This is a genomic window from Leisingera sp. ANG49 (assembly GCF_059694505.1).
Window position 1 is genome coordinate 524,810 of sequence record NZ_JCATZN010000003.1, and the last position, 15,879, is coordinate 540,688.

A 15,879-nucleotide genomic window follows, 5' to 3' on the forward strand; every position below is an offset into this window, starting at 1 on the left:
ATGGTCGTTCTGAACAAGATTTACACCCGCACCGGCGACAAGGGCGAAACCGCGCTCGGCAACGGCGAGCGGGTGGCCAAGCATTCGGCGCGGGTCAATGCCTATGGCACCTCGGATGAGCTGAATTCCTTTGTCGGCGTCGCCCGGCTGGAGGCGGACGGCGAGATGGATGCGGCGCTGGCGCGGATCCAGAACGACCTGTTCGATCTGGGCGCAGACCTGTGCCGGCCGGAGATGGAGAAGGATGCGGACGCCGAGTACCCGCCGCTGCGGATTGCGGTGGCGCAGGTCGAGCGGCTGGAAGCCGAGATCGACGTGATGAACAAGGATCTGGAGGCGCTGCGCAGCTTCATCCTGCCGGGCGGGTCGAAACTGGCGGCGCACCTGCATGTCTGCCGCACTGTGGCACGCCGCGCCGAGCGGCTGGCCACCGACCTCAGCACAACGGCAGACGTGAACCCGGCGGCGGTGAAATACCTGAACCGCCTGTCCGACTGGTTCTTTGTCGCCGCCCGCACCGCCAACAACGGCGGCAAGGACGACGTCCTGTGGGTGCCCGGCGCCAACCGCTGAGGCCCCCTGCCCCGGTCTGATTCGCACTTTGGCGCCGGATTCTTGCGAATCCGGCGCCAAACACGTCATGCGGGGCTGCTGAGCCCTGCCGTTGCGGCAGGCGGATTTCCCACCGGAAACATTCTTGAAAAAATGATGTTCCAAATGAGCAAACGCGACGTCGGCGTGCGCTAACGTGACGATTTTGCCCTGTTGCGCGCCCGCACCAGCCGGTATCAACGCTGCGAGAGCATAGAGGGGGAGTCGCCCTGGGCGGCTTGCCGTTTGTTAAGGAGAGAACGCAAAATGAAGGTACTCGTGCCTGTCAAACGCGTGATTGACTACAACGTGAAGGTCCGCGTCAAAGCGGACGGCAGCGGTGTCGATCTCGCCAACGTGAAAATGTCGATGAACCCCTTCGACGAAATCGCTGTCGAAGAAGCCATCCGCCTGAAAGAAGCCGGCAAGGCTGATGAGGTGGTTGCGGTTTCCATCGGCGTGAAGCAGGCTCAGGAAACCCTGCGCACCGCGCTGGCCATGGGCGCAGACCGCGCCATCCTGGTGGTTGCTGCCGACGACGTGCACACCGACATCGAGCCGCTGGCGGTTGCCAAGATCCTGGCCAAAGTGGTCGAGGAAGAGCAGCCGGGCGTCGTGCTCTGCGGCAAGCAGGCAATCGACAACGACATGAACGCAACCGGCCAGATGCTGTCGGCGCTGCTGGGCTGGTCCCAGGGCACCTTCGCCTCTGAACTGGACATCGAAGGCGACAGCGCCAAGGTGACCCGTGAGGTCGACGGCGGCCTGCAGACCATTTCCGTGAAGATGCCCGCCATCATCACCGTGGACCTGCGCCTGAACGAGCCGCGCTATGCGTCGCTGCCGAACATCATGAAGGCGAAGAAGAAGCCGCTGGACGAGAAAACCGCCGCCGACTACGGCGTCGACGTCACGCCGCGCCTGGAAATCGTCAAGACCGAAGAGCCGCCGGCACGCGCCGCAGGCATCGTGGTCGGCTCCGTCGACGAGCTGGTTGAGAAACTCAAAGAAGCGGGGGCTGTGTAATGGCTGTTCTTCTCCTTGCTGAAGTGACCGACGGCGCGCTGGCGCTGGACGCAACCGCAAAAGCCGTTGCCGCTGCCTCCAAGCTGGGCGACGTGACCGTTCTGGCCGCTGGCGCCTCCGCTGCTGCGGCCGGCGAAGAAGCTGCCAAGATCGCAGGCGTGTCCAAAGTACTGGTTGCCGAAGACGCATCGCTGGGCCACCGCCTGGCGGAGCCGACCGCGGCGCTGATCGCAGGCCTGGCCTCCGACTTCGAGCACATCGTTGCTCCGGCCACCACCGACGCCAAGAACGTTCTGCCGCGCGTTGCCGCGCTGCTGGACGTGATGGTGATCTCGGACGTCTCCGGCGTTGTCGACGGCAACACCTTCGAGCGCCCGATCTATGCCGGCAACGCGATCCAGACCGTGAAATCCAGCGACGCCAAGAAAGTCGTCTCCTTCCGCACCGCGTCCTTTGACGCAGCTGGCGAAGGCGGCTCGGCATCGGTTGAGACCATCTCGGCTGCCGCAAACCCGGGCCTGTCCGAGTGGGTCGAAGACAAGGTTGCCGCAAGCGACCGTCCCGAGCTGACCTCGGCCGGCATCGTTGTCTCCGGCGGCCGCGGCGTCGGCTCCGAGGAAGACTTCAAACTGATCGAGAACCTGGCCGACAAGCTGGGCGCCGCTGTTGGCGCCTCCCGCGCGGCCGTCGACTCGGGCTATGCCCCGAACGACTGGCAGGTGGGTCAGACCGGCAAGGTTGTTGCCCCGGACCTGTATGTCGCCATCGGCATCTCCGGCGCCATTCAGCACCTGGCCGGCATGAAGGACTCCAAGGTCATCGTGGCGATCAACAAGGACGAAGAAGCTCCGATCTTCCAGGTTGCGGACTTTGGCCTGGTTGCCGACCTGTTCGACGCCGTCCCGGCCCTGACCGAGAAGCTGGGCTGAGCCCAGCCGGACAGCTGATCAAAGGAAAGGCCCGCCAATTGGCGGGCCTTTTTCCGTTCCGGGAGCCCGGGCTGTTTGGAGCCAGGGCCTGGCCCTCAGGCCCGCAGCAGCGGTTTCAGGTCGCCGGCCAGCGCCTCTGCGATTTTCAGGTGTTCCTTGGGGCCGATCATGTGGCGGGCTGCGGGCAGCTCCATCGGGCCGAAGATCATGCCGGAGATATCCTGCGCCGCGGCGGCGGAGGCGGCCTTGATCTCGAGGATGCCCTGCACCTTGGGGCGCAGCGCCTCAGCCATGGCGCGGTCAACCAGCACCGGCTCCTCCGGGAAGCCGGCACCGGCGTCCAGCGCATAGCGAAGCCACAGGAGCAGGACGCGGCCGTCCAGATCATCCACCAGCCTGCTCATCCGGTCGACCCAGCTGCGCTGCAGCTGTTCGCGCACCTGCTCAAACCGCTGGGCGGAGATTTCGCGCAGGGTGCACAGGAGGTGCTTGTTGAAGTGGAATTCGGTGAAGTCGACCTCAGGGTACAGAGACTTGAGCGCGGGCTGGGCCGCCAGGAAACGGTCGTTGCGGCGCGGATGCACCCGGTAATAGGGATTGGAGATATTCTGCGCGCCCAGCATCTGCACCACGGTCAGACGGGCCTTGCGGGCGACCTCGATCAGGGTGTCGTCCTGCGCAAAGCTGTCCAGGCCCGCATTCACGCTGCCCAGGTTGACGCAATCCATGCCCAGCCGGGTCTGCAGCGAGTCGACGAAGGGAAATTCAACGAATCGCCCGTAGACTTCGGTTCCGCCCAGGAAGGCAACATAAGGGTCTTCCAGGGACCTTCGCGGCCCCCTTACCAGCAGTCTGGATTGACCATATCTGCATGGTTCCCCCGCAAGCGCCCCCGCGCTTTTGAGTTCATAGCTCATAGTACCACCAATTTTTCACCCGAGACTCACCTTGGCGGGCAACCATTGCAATTTCCCTAAAGTGAGAATTTGCCTCAAATCCGGGCCAGCCGCCCTTGTGCCTGCCCGTGCGCGGCCAGTATGGTTGCGGCAGCTATTTCAGGAGCCTGAGGCATGGAAATTCAGAAGGTTGGTGTGATCGGCGCAGGTCAGATGGGCAACGGCATTGCCCATGTCATGGCGCTGGCCGGATACGAGGTCGTGCTGAATGACGTCAGCCAGCAGGCGCTGGACGGCGCGCTGAGCCTGATCCACAAGAACATGGAGCGCCAGGCCAGCAAAGGGAAGATTTCCGAGGCCGATGTGAAGGACGCGCTGGCGCGCATCGTGCCGTCTCTGAAGCTGGCGGATGTGGGCGCAACCGATCTGGTGATCGAGGCCGCGACCGAGCGGGAGACCGTGAAGCAGGCGATCTTCGAGGACCTGCAGCCGCATCTGCAGCCGCATACGATCCTGACCTCCAACACCTCGTCGATCTCGATCACCCGGCTGGCCAGCCGCACCGACCGCCCCGAGCGCTTCATGGGGTTCCATTTCATGAACCCGGTGCCGGTGATGCAGCTGGTGGAGCTGATCCGCGGCATCGCAACGGATGAGCCGACCTTCAAGGCGTGCCAGGACGTGGTGGCGCGGCTGGGCAAGACCTCTGCCAGCGCTGAGGATTTCCCGGCCTTCATCGTCAACCGGATCCTGATGCCGATGATCAACGAAGCAGTCTATACCCTGTATGAAGGCGTGGGGTCGGTGAAGTCGATCGACGAATCGATGAAGCTGGGCGCCAACCACCCGATGGGGCCGCTGGAGCTGGCGGATTTCATCGGCCTGGACACCTGTCTGGCGATCATGAACGTGCTGCACGACGGGCTGGCGGATACCAAGTACCGCCCCTGCCCGCTGCTGACCAAATACGTCGAGGCCGGCTGGCTGGGCCGCAAGACCCAGCGCGGGTTCTATGACTACCGCGGCGAAACACCAGTGCCGACCCGGTAACAGCCGGCACAAACAAAGAAGCGCCCCGCGGGGCGCTTTTTCGTTTCCAGCCGTGTGGATCAGGAGGGCTCAACCCTGCTTGCCGAGGCTCAGCGTGTGCTCACGGAGCCAGGCCATGAAGCCGCGCGGATCGGTTTGCAGCTGCGCCATCTGTTCATCGGTCAGCGGCTTGCCGACCACCGGCGCCTGCGGCTTGTTGCAGGAGCGGACAATCTCGTGCAGCAGCAGGCCCTGGCGCAGGATTGGGGAGATCTGGCAGGCGATCTGATACCAGCGCGAGTTCGAACCGGGGAAGTAGATCGGCACCACCCGGGCGCCGGAACGGCGGATCAGCTGAGCGGTGAAGACGTTCCATTCACGCTCGACCGCGGGGCCGAACCAGCTGTCCGACGACATCACCACGCCCGAGGGGAACAGGGCCACGGCGCCGCCGTCCTTGAGGAAGGCCATGGTCTTGGCACGCATGTCCACCATCTTGCGCTGCGCTTCGGGGTCATGCGGGAAGGGCACCGGGATCATGAAGGAGGTCGCAGCCTCATCCAGGCCGGTCAGCACCGAGCGGGTCAGGATGCGGTAATCGAGGCGGCGGCGGCCGATCAGGTCCGCAAAGATCATGCCGTCGACCATCCCGTGCGGGTGGTTGGCGACGATCACCACCGGGCCGTCGGCGGGGATGTTATCGATCTGCTCCTGCGGGGTCTGCAGGTCGATGCCCATGGTGTTGAGCGCGCCGCGCCAGAACTTCTGGCCGCGGTATTCGGCGTTCCGCTTCTCGAACTTGCTGACCATGCGCAGGATCGTCAGCTTGCCGGTCAGCCACTCGATGGTCTTGATCGCCAACGAGGTCCAGCGGTCGTCGAAGGAGTTGGCGTAGGTCAGCGTGCGGCGGTCATAGACCTCGCCGGTCTGATCCGTGGTTTCCGGAGCGATGCCGGTATTCCTGTCTTGTGCGGTATCCGCCAATGTGCCTGTTCCCGTCCCGTCACCGGCGCGGGCCTAGTAGCCCTCGCCGAACTTGTCGGCCACCAGAGCCTCCAGCGCATGCGCCAGCGCGTCAGCATCGGGCCCCGAGGTCTCGACGTCAATAGTCGTTCCTTTCGAGGCTGCCAACATCAAAAGGCCCATAATGCTGTCGCCGGAGGCTGACATTCCGTCCTTCAGCACCTCTGCCGTGGCGTCAAACGCTTCGACCACCTCCACCAGCTTGGCCGAGGCGCGGGCGTGCAGCCCTTTTTCATTGATGATTTTCAGCGTCTTCAGAGCCATTTAATGTGCCTGCTCCCCGTCAGGGTTTACGTTTTGCGCGTTGATATACTTGCGACCGGCCTCCATCGCCTGCCGGACCGCGTCAGCCACCGGCAGGTGGCGGGATTTCGCCAGTTTGATCAGCATCGGCAGGTTGGCGCCATAGAGAATCCGGCGGTCCGCAGGCGCGCAAGCCTTGAGGCTGAGGTTAGAGGGCGAGCCGCCGAAGAGGTCCACCACCACAACCACGCCGCCGCCGCTGTCAACCTTGTCGGCTGCGGCGGCAATTTCTTTCTGCTTGGCACTGCGGTCATCTTCCGGGCCGATGCCAATGGCCACCAGGCTGGGCTGCGGACCCACAACGTGTTCCACCGCGGCAAGGTATTCCTTTGCCAGTCCGCCATGCGCTACGATCACAATCCCGATCAACCCGGCCTCTCACTTCTTTTGCTGGCCTTGCAGCTCGCGGTGTCTAATTGACACTTGCAGGCCGTCCTCTGCAAGGGCCTTGGCCAGGGTTTCCGCCATTGTGACCGAGCGGTGCTGGCCGCCGGTGCAACCGAAGGCGATGGAAAAATGGGACTTGCCCTCGTCCCGGTAGGCCGGCAGCAGCAGCCGGGTGAGGTCCAGCACCCGGTCGAAAAACGGCTGAAACCGGCCGTCGGCGCGGACATAGTCCTGCACCGCGGGGTCCCGGCCGTTCAGCGCGCGCAGGCCCGGGTCCCAGTAAGGGTTTGCCAGGAAGCGGCAGTCGAACACCATATCGATACCGTGCGGCATGCCGCGCTTGTAGGAGAAGCTCTGCACCGACAGCGCCAGGGTGCGGCCGCCGGGGGCGAACCAGCGCTCGATCTCAGCCTTCAGCTGGTGGACGTTCATATCGGAGGTGTCGAGCAGGATATCGGCCCGGTCGCGGATCGGGCCCATCAGATCCAGCTCGCGGCGCACGCCCTCGCCCGGGGATTCCGCGGGTGCCAGCGGGTGGCGGCGGCGGGTTTCCGAGTAGCGGCGCAGCAGCACGTCGGGCTGCGAATCGAGATAAAGCACGGTCAGGTCCAGCTCGCGGCGGCCCGACAGCATGTCGATCACATCGAGCAGCGCACGCGGCGAGAAGTCCCGGTTGCGGCTGTCCAGCCCCAAGGCCATCGGGCGCGGCGCGGCGGCGGCGTCGAACAAGCCGGGCAGCAGGCGCAGCGGCAGGTTGTCGATCGCCTCGAAGCCGAGGTCCTCCAGCACGTTGATTGCGGTGGTCCGGCCCGCGCCGGAAGGCCCGGTGACCAGAACCGCCGGCACCGCCTGTTTTTTCTGTTCAGGCATCCGGGTCCAGCGCCCCGCATCTGAGGTATTGCATAAGGGCCGGGGCGAAATGGGCGCCGTCCACCCGTTTGACCCGGACAATCTCCTGTCCCAGGAGCTGAGTGGTATGGCGCACCGGCAGGCGTTCGGTCTCTGCCTCGTCGAGATCGACCAGCGCCGTCACCGGCACCGGGCTGCGGATCTGCGCCTGCAGCAGGCCCATAAAGCGGGCCTCAATCAGGCCGCGGATCGGTTCCGGGGCACTGGCGACCAGCTGCCCGTGCAAGACCTGCACCAGCACCCGGTCGTCGGCTACCAGCTGGGCGCCAAAGGCCATCAGCTGCAGCGCCAGCGCGGATTTGCCCTGCCCGGAAGTGCCGGTGATCAAAAGCCCCCGCCCCTCCAGCGCGACGCAAGAGGCATGCAGGATGAGGCTTTGCGGTTCAGACATGGGCTTTCACCGGCTTCAGACAGGCAAGCCTACCACAAAACGCGCGCCAAGCGGCTCAGAAGTTACATCGGCCTCTGTCGGGCGGATGTTCTCGGCCCAGATCACGCCGCCATGCGCCTCGACGATCTGCTTGGAGATTGCCAGGCCAAGGCCGGAGTTGTTGCCGAAATGCTCCACCGGGCGCTGCGAGTAGAAGCGTTTGAAAATCTTGGAGAGCGCCTGGTCGGGAATGCCGGGGCCGGTGTCCTCGACCACCACCAGCACCCGGTTGGCGCGGCGCCGCGCCCAGACACGGATGGCGTCGCCCTCCTCGCAGAAGGAAATCGCGTTGGTGATCAGGTTGACAAAGACCTGCGCCAGCCGGGCCTCCAGCCCTTGCAGCTGGATCGGCTGAGCGGGCAGGTCGGTGATATAGTCGATGCCCTTGGCGCGGGCATCCTCGCCCAGGTACTGGTTCAGGTTGCCCAGCATGGCCAGCAGGTCGAATTCCTCTTCCTCCTCCTTGACCAGTTCGGCATCCAGCCGCGAGGCGTTGGAGATGTCACTGACCAAGCGGTCTAGGCGGCGCACGTCGTGTTCGATCACGTCCATCAGCTTCTGACGCTGGTCGTCGCGCTTGACCATGCGCAGAGTGCCGACCGCGGATTGCAGGCTGGCCAGCGGGTTCTTGATCTCATGCGCGACATCGGCGGCGAATTGTTCATTGCTGTCGATGCGGGAATAGAGCGCCTTGACCATGCCGCGCAGGGCCCGGCTGAGACGGCCGATCTCATCAGGGCGGGCAGACAGGTCCGGGATGCGGATCCGTCCCGGATTGGATTTGCGGCTGCCGCGGTCGCGGCCCAACTCCGCCGCCTCAGCCAGATCAGCCAGCGGGTTGGCAATGGTCGAGGCCAGCACCAGGCTGAGGCCGACGGAGACCAGCAGTGCCACCACGAACATCTGCAGCACCCGCTCCTGCTCGCCGCGGACCAGCGCGTCCACCTCGCCGGTGGGCGAAGTCAGCGCGATCACCCCCACAGCGGTGCCGTTGTGCATGATCGGGGTGGCCGCGGAAATCACCCGGCTGCCGCCGGTGTCCGCCACAGTTTCCACCCCGGTGCTGCCATTCATCGCCTGGTCCACCAGCCCGCTGAGCCGCTCCTCCAGCGACGGGCCGGAAGCGGCGGGCGCTTCACCGCCATCAGCCAGCCCCCAGAGGCGGGACAGCGCATCGCTGATCAGGGTGCGGCTGCGGCCGCTGTCGTTGAGCACGTTCAGCGCATCGCTGCGGTCCACGCCCTTGATGCTGGAAATCAGGTTGCCGGTGGTGTCGAACACAAAGGCCTCGACACCGCCGCGCAGGCTGAGCCGGGCCAGCGTGTCCTCCACCTGGATGCCGTCGCCGGCGGCAAAGTTGACGGCGCCAGCCGCGGGCATTTCGGCCTCGAACACATCGGCGGCCAGCATCGCCTCAGAGACCAGCGCACCGGCCCGCTGCTGCACCAGGCTCTGGCGCGTGGAGTTCAGATAGAGGATGCCGGTGACCAGGATGATCAGCGCAATCAGGTTGAAGGTGATGATCCGGCGGGTCAGCGGCGATCCCTTGAGCGGCAAGAGACCGCGGTGCGCGCGCTTGACCTGCATTTCCCGCGTGACCGACTGGTCGGGGGTGACCCAGTCCTCCCCCAGAACCACATCGCCGTCCTGCTGGCGTTGCACTATGCTGGTATCGCGCATCCGCGCCACTCCCTTGGCCGGGGGCACAAGGCCCCGCTTAGATGTGCCGCTTATTCTTCATTATAACGGTAACCGATTCCATAAAGGGTCTCGATTGCCGCAAAATCCGAATCCGCGCTGCGCATCTTCTTGCGCAGACGCTTGATGTGGCTGTCGATGGTGCGGTCGTCCACATAGACCTGGTCGTCATAGGCCACATCCATCAGCTGGTCGCGGCTTTTCACAAAGCCGGGTCGCTGGGCCAGTGCCTGCAGCAGCAGGAATTCGGTCACCGTCAGGGACACGTCCTTGCCCTTCCAGCTGACCGCGTGGCGCAACGGGTCCATCCGCAGGTTGCCGCGTTCCATCACCTTGGCTTCTGGCGTGGCGGCTCCGGAGGCATCGCTGCTGATCGCCTCCTGACGGCGCAGCAGTGCCCGGATCCGTTCGACCAGCAGGCGCTGTGAGAACGGCTTCTTGACGTAGTCGTCGGCGCCCATGCGCAGGCCCAGCACCTCGTCGATCTCATCATCCTTGGAGGTGAGGAAGATCACCGGCATCTGGGATTTCTGGCGCAGCCGCTGCAAGAGATCCATGCCGTCCATGCGCGGCATCTTGATATCCAGCACAGCCATGTCCGGAAGCTTCTTGTTGAAGGCGTCCAGCGCGGCCTGGCCGTCGTTATAGGTTTCGACCTCAAAGCCCTCGGCCTCAAGCGTCATGGAAACCGATGTCAGGATGTTCCTGTCATCGTCCACCAAAGCAATCTTCGACATCGGAATTGCCCCTAATCTGCTCTGTTCTAGTTTGTTTTTACCACTTTCATCGCCGTTCTGGTGCGCCGAATCAATCCCATTTGAAGAATCGGGACAATCTTTGGACACAATTGGGGCAAAAATACCTTAGCGTCTGCTGAATGGCCGGGCACATGCCGCGGTGCAGAACAATGGTTGCGCTAAACATCGCCCTGATGGCGCTAACTGGTTGAAACCGGCCTGTTCACCCCCCAAAACGCCATGTTAAGACCGCGCCACCGGCAGCGATGCCGTTTCTATTGCCCCATTGGCGCAGCCGCGCAGCCTGCGTGCCGCCCGCGCCGCCACAGGAGAAAAAACGCATGACATCTGGACGGGTTAACCCGCAATTCCGCCTCGAGGATCAGGGCATCGAGGGTCTGGGCAATGTCTATTACAACTTCATGGAGTCTGCGCTGATCGAAGCTGCGCTGAAGCGCGGCGAAGGCACGCTGGGCAATGGCGGCGCCTTCCTGGTCACCACCGGCAAATTCACCGGCCGGTCGCCCAAAGATAAACATGTCGTGAAAACCGACAGCGTGCGCGACACCATCTGGTGGGACAACAACGCCGCGATGAGCGCCGAGGGCTTTGATGCGCTCTACGCCGACATGCTGGAGCACATGAAGGGCAAGGACTACTACGTCCAGGACCTGGTGGGCGGGGCAGACCCGGCGCATGCGATCAACGTCCGCATGGTGACCGAGCTGGCCTGGCACAACCTGTTCATCCGCACCATGCTGCGCCGTCCCGACCGCGAAGACCTGGATGATTTCATCGCCGATTTCACTGTCATCAACTGCCCCAGCTTCCAGGCTGACCCCAAGAAGCACGACTGCCGCAGCGAAACCATCATTGCGATGAACTTCGACCGCAAGATGATCCTGATCGGCGGCACCGAATACGCAGGCGAGAACAAGAAATCCGTCTTTACCCTGCTGAACTACCTGCTGCCGGAAAAGGGCATCATGCCGATGCACTGCTCCGCCAACCACGCCAAGGGCAACCCGGTCGATACCGCCGTGTTCTTCGGCCTATCGGGCACCGGCAAAACCACCCTGTCGGCTGACCCGGACCGGGTGCTGATCGGCGATGACGAGCACGGCTGGGCCGACAACGGCACCTTCAACTTCGAGGGCGGCTGCTATGCCAAGACCATCAATCTGAATGCCGAGGCAGAGCCGGAAATCTACGCCACCACCTCCAAGTTCGGCACCGTGATCGAAAACATGGTGTTCGACCCGGAAACCAAAGAACTGGATTTCAACGACGACAGCCTGACCGCCAACATGCGCTGCGCCTACCCGCTGCATTATATCTCCAATGCATCGTCCAGCGCCCGCGGCGGCCACCCGAAGAACATTATCATGCTGACCTGCGATGCCTTCGGCGTGCTGCCTCCGATCGCGCGGCTGACCCCGGCGCAGGCGATGTACCACTTCCTGTCCGGCTTCACTTCCAAGGTGGCGGGCACTGAGCGCGGCGTGACCGAGCCTGAACCCACATTCTCCACCTGCTTCGGCGCCCCCTTCATGCCGCGCCGCCCGGAGGTTTACGGCAACCTGCTGCGCGAGAAGATCGCCCAGCACGGAGCAACCTGCTGGCTGGTCAACACCGGCTGGACCGGCGGCGCCTATGGCACCGGCTCGCGGATGCCGATCAAGGCCACCCGCGCGCTGCTGACCGCTGCGCTGGACGGCTCACTGGCGGATGCGGAATTCCGCAAGGACGCGAACTTCGGCTTTGATGTGCCGGTTAACGTGCCGGGCGTGCCGGAACTGCTGCTGGACCCGCGCCGCACCTGGGACGACAAGGACGCCTATGACACCCAGGCGGCCAAGCTGGTGCAGATGTTCTCCGACAACTTCGAGCAGTACCTGCCGTTCATTGACGAGGACGTGAAGGCCGCCGCCATCGGCTGACGCTTTTTAAATTCCTCCAAGTAAAGAAAACCCCGGTTCCGCGCCGGGGTTTTTCATTTCAGGAAATTAATTTTCCAGTAAACGCTTCCTTAACCATTCCACCGCAAATCTTCCGCAAGCGCAGCTTTGCGGCTGATTTACTGAGTTTTGCGCCACACCCAGGGAGGGGCGGGATGGACCAACAGGCATTAACCGTTTTCAACAGCATTTTCAGCACCGGCAGCGCCTTTGTGTACCGCTGTGCCAATGACGAGAATTTCACGATGGAATTCATGGCCGGCCAGGTTGAGAAACTCTGCGGCTGCCCGAAGTCCGACATCCTTGGCAATGCCAAGGTGTCTTACGTCGGTTTAACCCATGCAGATGACATTGACCGTGTCTTTGCCGACGTGGATGCCGCCATTGCAGCCGGAGAAAACTGGGACGTGGCCTACCGGCTGAACCGGCCTGACGGCACAGCCGCATGGGTCCGCGAGCGCGGCAATGCGGTCTATGACGACAGCGGAGAGATGGTCTTTCTTGAAGGGCTGGTTGTGGATGCTTCGGCTGAAGTCAACTTGCGCAAGGTACTGGAAGGCACGCTGAAAAAGACCGAAGCGGACAATGCAGAAATCCTGAAACTGGCGGAGAACATTCTGCGGTCGGTGCAGAAGCTGTCCATTCTGGCGATCAACGCAGGGATCGAGGCAGCGCGGGCAGGTAAGGCCGGCCAGGGCTTTGCCTTTCTGGCGCGGGAGATCAAGGCATTGGCGGACGAGAACAACGCCTGGGCAAACCGGATCACCGACCAGATGGCGGGCCGCGACAGCACGGCCCGGGAAAATACCATGCGCGCACGGGAAACCGATCAGACCTGAAGGCTGCCTGTCACCATGTCCCGGACCTTGACCGCGTAGCGGTCGGTCATGCCGGAGACGAAATCCGCCAGCGAATGCATGGCGGTATAGGCGTCTTCCACGCCGCGCAGGTCGAGATCCACGGCGCGGATCAGCTGCGCCCAGTGGGAATGCTCCTTGCCCAGCCTGACCGGGTCCCAGCCACATGCGGCCAGATTGGTGTAGAGCCCGTGGAAGTGGTCGAGAATGCGGTGCAGCACCTGGCGGCCCGCGACCTCCAGTTCTGTCTTGCGGCGGGCGGCAAAAATCCGTTCCACCGACAGCCGCTGCAGCTCCGCAAAGGCGTCCGCCTTGGCCGAGGCGCCGATCAGGTCGCCGTCGAACTCGCCGCTCATGATGGCGTCGTAGTTGTCCAGGAAGGCCTGCACCGCGGCGCTGGTGGCGGCACCGATGGACAGCGCCCGCAGCAGGGCGACACGTTCGCCCAGCGGCATTTCGGCGTCTTCCTCGCGGTTGGGCTTGCCGGTGATGTCCTCCAGCACCGCGGCCACATCACCCCGGTCCAGGTCGCCCACCGCGCCTGCGTCCTCGATATCCATGATGCGGTAGCAGATGTCGTCTGCGGCCTCGACCAGGAAGGCGAGCGGGTGGCGGCGGAACCAGCCCCCTTCTTCGCGGATCATGCCGGTGGCGGTGCAGATTTCATCGAGCAGCGCGGTGTCGGCGGCAAAGACGCCGAATTTCTTGAGGCCCGCATAAGGCGCCGGGCCATCACCGCAGACTGCATCGCGCACCTGCCGGGTGCAGGGGTATTTCAGGAAGGCGCCCAATGTTGCGTAGCTGAGCCGCATGCCGCCCTCGCGCCGGGCCATTTCCAGCCATCCGGCGATGCGCAAACCTTGGGCGTTGCCCTCGAAATGCGCGAACTCAGCCTGCCGGTCTGCCGGGATCTGGGCGGCCAGGCCTGCGCCTGCCTTGAACTGCGCGGCAAACCAGCCGCCGATGCTGTCCTCGCCGGAGTGGCCGAAAGGCGGGTTGCCGATGTCATGCAGCAGGCAGGCGGCCTGAACGTGGCCGGCGATGCGCAGCACCTGATCCGGGGTGATGCGGCCTGCTGCCAGCAGCGCCTGGCCGACGCCGGAGCCCAGTGAGCGGCCGACGCTGCAGGTCTCCATGCTGTGGATCATCCGGTGATGCACATGGTCATGGCTGTAAAGCGGATGCACCTGGGTTTTCTGCGCCAGCCGCCGGAACGGCTCGGAGAACAGGATACGGTCATAGTCCTGCAGATAAGCCTCGCGCCCCGGCGCCTCGGGGAAGTCCGGCCGGCACAGCCGCCCCGGGTTCAGCAGCCTGTTCCACTCCATCGCCATGTACCTGCTCCTTTGCCTGATTTAAGCGCGGTTAAACGGGAGGCGGCGGGGAAATGCAAACGCTTCAGCGCGGCTCGATCCCGGCGGGCTCCAGCTTGTGCTCCGGCTCCACGTGAATCACCGGCTGCACGTCGGGGATGGAGGAACGCAGGGCTGCCTCCACCCGGTCGCAGATGTCATGGGCGGCTCGGACAGACATGGCGCCGTCAACCACCATGTGGAATTCGACAAACAGGGCGCGGCCGGCGCGACGGGTTTTCAGCCCGTGGACCTGCATCGCGCCATTGGCAGTACGGTGGATGATTTCTTCGATCCGGGCGCGTTCCTCCTCCGGGGCGGCTGTGTCCATCAGGCCGTTCACGGAGGCGGCAATCACCAGCCAGCCCTCGCGCAGGATATTGACGCCGACCAGCAGCGCCAAGAGCGGGTCGAGCACAGCCCAGCCGGTGGCAAGCGCCAGACCCAGCCCGGCCAGCACCCCGGCAGAGGTCCAGACGTCGCTCATCAGATGGCGGCCGCCAGCCGACAGGGCCGGGGATTTCAGCAGTGTGCCCGCGCGCAGCAGCACCCGCGCCCAGGCAAGGTTCACCAGCATCGCCAGAGCGTTCACCACCATGCCGGCAACGCCCCAGTCAGCCAGTGAAGGGCGGGTCAGCGCGCTGATGGCCTCGTGCAGGATCACCAGGGCGGCAATCACGATCAGAATACCCTCGATCACTGCCGAGAAATATTCTGCCTTGTGGTGGCCGTAGGGGTGACCGGCGTCCGGGGGCCGCTGGGCATAGCGCACCGCAAACCAGGCCATTACCGCGCCGCCGATGTTCACCAGCGATTCCAGTGCATCCGACAGCAGCGCCACGGAGGCGGTCATCATCCAGGCCGCAACTTTCAGCGCCATCACCGCCAGCGCAATCAGGATGGAGCCGGTTGCCAGTTGTTCTGCGCTGAGCCGTTGCTGCATGGCGCCCTGCGCCCGCTACATCAGCACGCCGCGGCGCAGCAGGTTCAGCCCTGCGATCAGCAGCACCACCAGCGTCGCACGGCGGAACAACACCTGGTCAATGCGGTCATGCAGCTGCCCGCCGATCCACATGCCCGCCACGGCCGGCACGATCAGCGCCAGCGAGAACGGCGCGGTCTCAGCCCGGATCACACCGGACCCGATGTGCGCCACCAGCAGCGCCACCGCGCCGAGGCCGTAGATCACCCCCTGCACCCGGATCTGTTCTGTCTTCTCAGTATTCAAAGCGGTGAGATAGGCCACCGTCGGCGGCCCCCAGACGCCGGAGACACCGCCGATCAGGCCCGCAATGCCGCCCACCAGCGCCTCGCTGCGGCGGGTGGGGTTAGCGATGCTGAAGACCTTTCCCATCAGCTGGATGCAGGCAAAGACCGTGACCGGCAGACCGATTACCAGCAGCAGTGCCTGTTGCGGCAGCAACCGCACGGACTGGGCGCTGAGCAGCAGGCAGACAAGCCCGATCAGCAGGAACACCCGGAACTTGCGGATCGAGGCTACAGCTGCCGCAGGCCCCTGCCGCAGCGCCTGCATGCCGTTTGTCACCAAGGTGGGCAGAATCAGCCCGGCCAGCGCCAGGTCCGGGGCCAGGAACATGCTGAGGCCGGAGATGAAGATCATCGGCATGGCAAAGCCGACCAGGCCTTTGACCGTGCCTGCCAGCAGCGCGATGCCAAAGGCCGCTGCCAGCTCTGCCGGGGAAAGAAGCGAAAACAATGCGGTCATCCTTCCGCTCTATCACATCCGCAGCGTG

General features: G+C 64.1%; 17 protein-coding genes. 6 read left to right on the forward strand and 11 right to left on the reverse strand.

The window, feature by feature from the left end; all coding sequences use genetic code 11:
- The 3 genes from AC58NV_RS12850 to AC58NV_RS12860 all read left to right on the forward strand — a co-directional run bounded on the left by AC58NV_RS12850 (position 1) and on the right by AC58NV_RS12860 (position 2,546).
- The gene (locus AC58NV_RS12850) at positions 1-573 is read left to right on the forward strand and encodes a cob(I)yrinic acid a,c-diamide adenosyltransferase (RefSeq protein WP_497227484.1); all 573 of its coding nucleotides are present in this window, start codon (positions 1-3) and stop codon (positions 571-573) included.
- A 285-nt stretch (positions 574-858) separates the two neighbouring features.
- Complete coding sequence (locus AC58NV_RS12855) at positions 859-1,617, forward strand: electron transfer flavoprotein subunit beta/FixA family protein (RefSeq protein WP_222508859.1); 759 nt, start codon at positions 859-861, stop codon at positions 1,615-1,617.
- Positions 1,617-2,546: an electron transfer flavoprotein subunit alpha/FixB family protein gene (locus tag AC58NV_RS12860; RefSeq protein ID WP_366660855.1), complete on the forward strand. Its 930-nt coding sequence runs from the start codon at positions 1,617-1,619 to the stop codon at positions 2,544-2,546. The genes AC58NV_RS12855 and AC58NV_RS12860 overlap by 1 nt, the downstream gene beginning before the upstream one ends.
- Positions 2,547-2,641: 95 nt before the next feature.
- On the opposite strand, the gene AC58NV_RS12865 is transcribed toward AC58NV_RS12860, so the two are convergent.
- A complete protein-coding gene (locus AC58NV_RS12865) occupies positions 2,642-3,463 on the reverse strand; it encodes a DUF6473 family protein (RefSeq protein ID WP_497227485.1) in 822 nt (273 codons plus the stop codon).
- A gap of 153 nt (positions 3,464-3,616) precedes the next feature.
- Between AC58NV_RS12865 and AC58NV_RS12870 the strand changes: the two genes are divergently transcribed.
- Complete coding sequence (locus AC58NV_RS12870) at positions 3,617-4,492, forward strand: 3-hydroxybutyryl-CoA dehydrogenase (RefSeq protein WP_497227486.1); 876 nt, start codon at positions 3,617-3,619, stop codon at positions 4,490-4,492.
- Positions 4,493-4,561: 69 nt separating this feature from the next.
- Here the strand turns inward: AC58NV_RS12870 and AC58NV_RS12875 are convergent, their stop codons facing one another.
- Genes AC58NV_RS12875 through AC58NV_RS12905 form a run of 7 tightly spaced genes read right to left on the reverse strand, consistent with a single transcriptional unit; the run spans position 4,562 to position 9,958 of the window.
- Complete coding sequence (locus AC58NV_RS12875) at positions 4,562-5,455, reverse strand: lysophospholipid acyltransferase family protein (protein ID WP_497227487.1); 894 nt, start codon at positions 5,453-5,455, stop codon at positions 4,562-4,564.
- A gap of 33 nt (positions 5,456-5,488) precedes the next feature.
- A complete protein-coding gene (locus AC58NV_RS12880; protein WP_019296580.1) occupies positions 5,489-5,758 on the reverse strand; it encodes an HPr family phosphocarrier protein in 270 nt (89 codons plus the stop codon).
- Positions 5,759-6,166 (reverse strand): PTS sugar transporter subunit IIA, encoded by a 408-nt coding sequence (locus AC58NV_RS12885; RefSeq protein WP_019296581.1) that lies wholly within the window; start codon positions 6,164-6,166, stop codon positions 5,759-5,761.
- Positions 6,167-6,175: 9 nt separating this feature from the next.
- On the reverse strand, positions 6,176-7,054 hold the full coding sequence (rapZ, locus tag AC58NV_RS12890) for an RNase adapter RapZ (RefSeq protein WP_497227488.1): 879 nt from the start codon (positions 7,052-7,054) through the stop codon (positions 6,176-6,178).
- Complete coding sequence (locus AC58NV_RS12895) at positions 7,047-7,484, reverse strand: HPr kinase/phosphorylase (RefSeq protein ID WP_497227489.1); 438 nt, start codon at positions 7,482-7,484, stop codon at positions 7,047-7,049. Before AC58NV_RS12895 ends, rapZ begins: the two co-directional genes overlap by 8 nt.
- A gap of 15 nt (positions 7,485-7,499) precedes the next feature.
- On the reverse strand, positions 7,500-9,203 hold the full coding sequence (locus AC58NV_RS12900) for a sensor histidine kinase (RefSeq protein WP_497227490.1): 1,704 nt from the start codon (positions 9,201-9,203) through the stop codon (positions 7,500-7,502).
- A gap of 50 nt (positions 9,204-9,253) precedes the next feature.
- Positions 9,254-9,958: a response regulator transcription factor gene (locus AC58NV_RS12905; protein ID WP_497227491.1), complete on the reverse strand. Its 705-nt coding sequence runs from the start codon at positions 9,956-9,958 to the stop codon at positions 9,254-9,256.
- A 341-nt stretch (positions 9,959-10,299) separates the two neighbouring features.
- Here AC58NV_RS12905 and AC58NV_RS12910 point away from each other — a divergent pair, with 341 nt between their 5' ends.
- Together AC58NV_RS12910 and AC58NV_RS12915 are read left to right on the forward strand one after the other, a co-directional pair.
- Entirely contained in the window at positions 10,300-11,898 is a 1,599-nt protein-coding gene (locus AC58NV_RS12910; RefSeq protein ID WP_497227492.1) for a phosphoenolpyruvate carboxykinase, read from the forward strand.
- A gap of 173 nt (positions 11,899-12,071) precedes the next feature.
- On the forward strand, positions 12,072-12,755 hold the full coding sequence (locus AC58NV_RS12915; RefSeq protein ID WP_497227493.1) for a PAS domain-containing protein: 684 nt from the start codon (positions 12,072-12,074) through the stop codon (positions 12,753-12,755).
- Here AC58NV_RS12915 and dgt read toward each other — a convergent pair.
- The 3 genes from dgt to AC58NV_RS12930 form a co-directional block, all read right to left on the reverse strand.
- Complete coding sequence (dgt, locus tag AC58NV_RS12920; protein ID WP_497227494.1) at positions 12,746-14,107, reverse strand: dGTP triphosphohydrolase; 1,362 nt, start codon at positions 14,105-14,107, stop codon at positions 12,746-12,748. The two genes, AC58NV_RS12915 and dgt, sit on opposite strands and share 10 nt — an antisense overlap.
- A gap of 64 nt (positions 14,108-14,171) precedes the next feature.
- Positions 14,172-15,068, reverse strand: a complete 897-nt coding sequence (locus AC58NV_RS12925) for a cation diffusion facilitator family transporter (RefSeq protein ID WP_497227495.1) — start codon at positions 15,066-15,068, stop codon at positions 14,172-14,174.
- 15 nt (positions 15,069-15,083) lie between these two features.
- A complete protein-coding gene (locus tag AC58NV_RS12930) occupies positions 15,084-15,851 on the reverse strand; it encodes a sulfite exporter TauE/SafE family protein (RefSeq protein WP_497227496.1) in 768 nt (255 codons plus the stop codon).
- Positions 15,852-15,879: the final 28 nt, after the last annotated feature.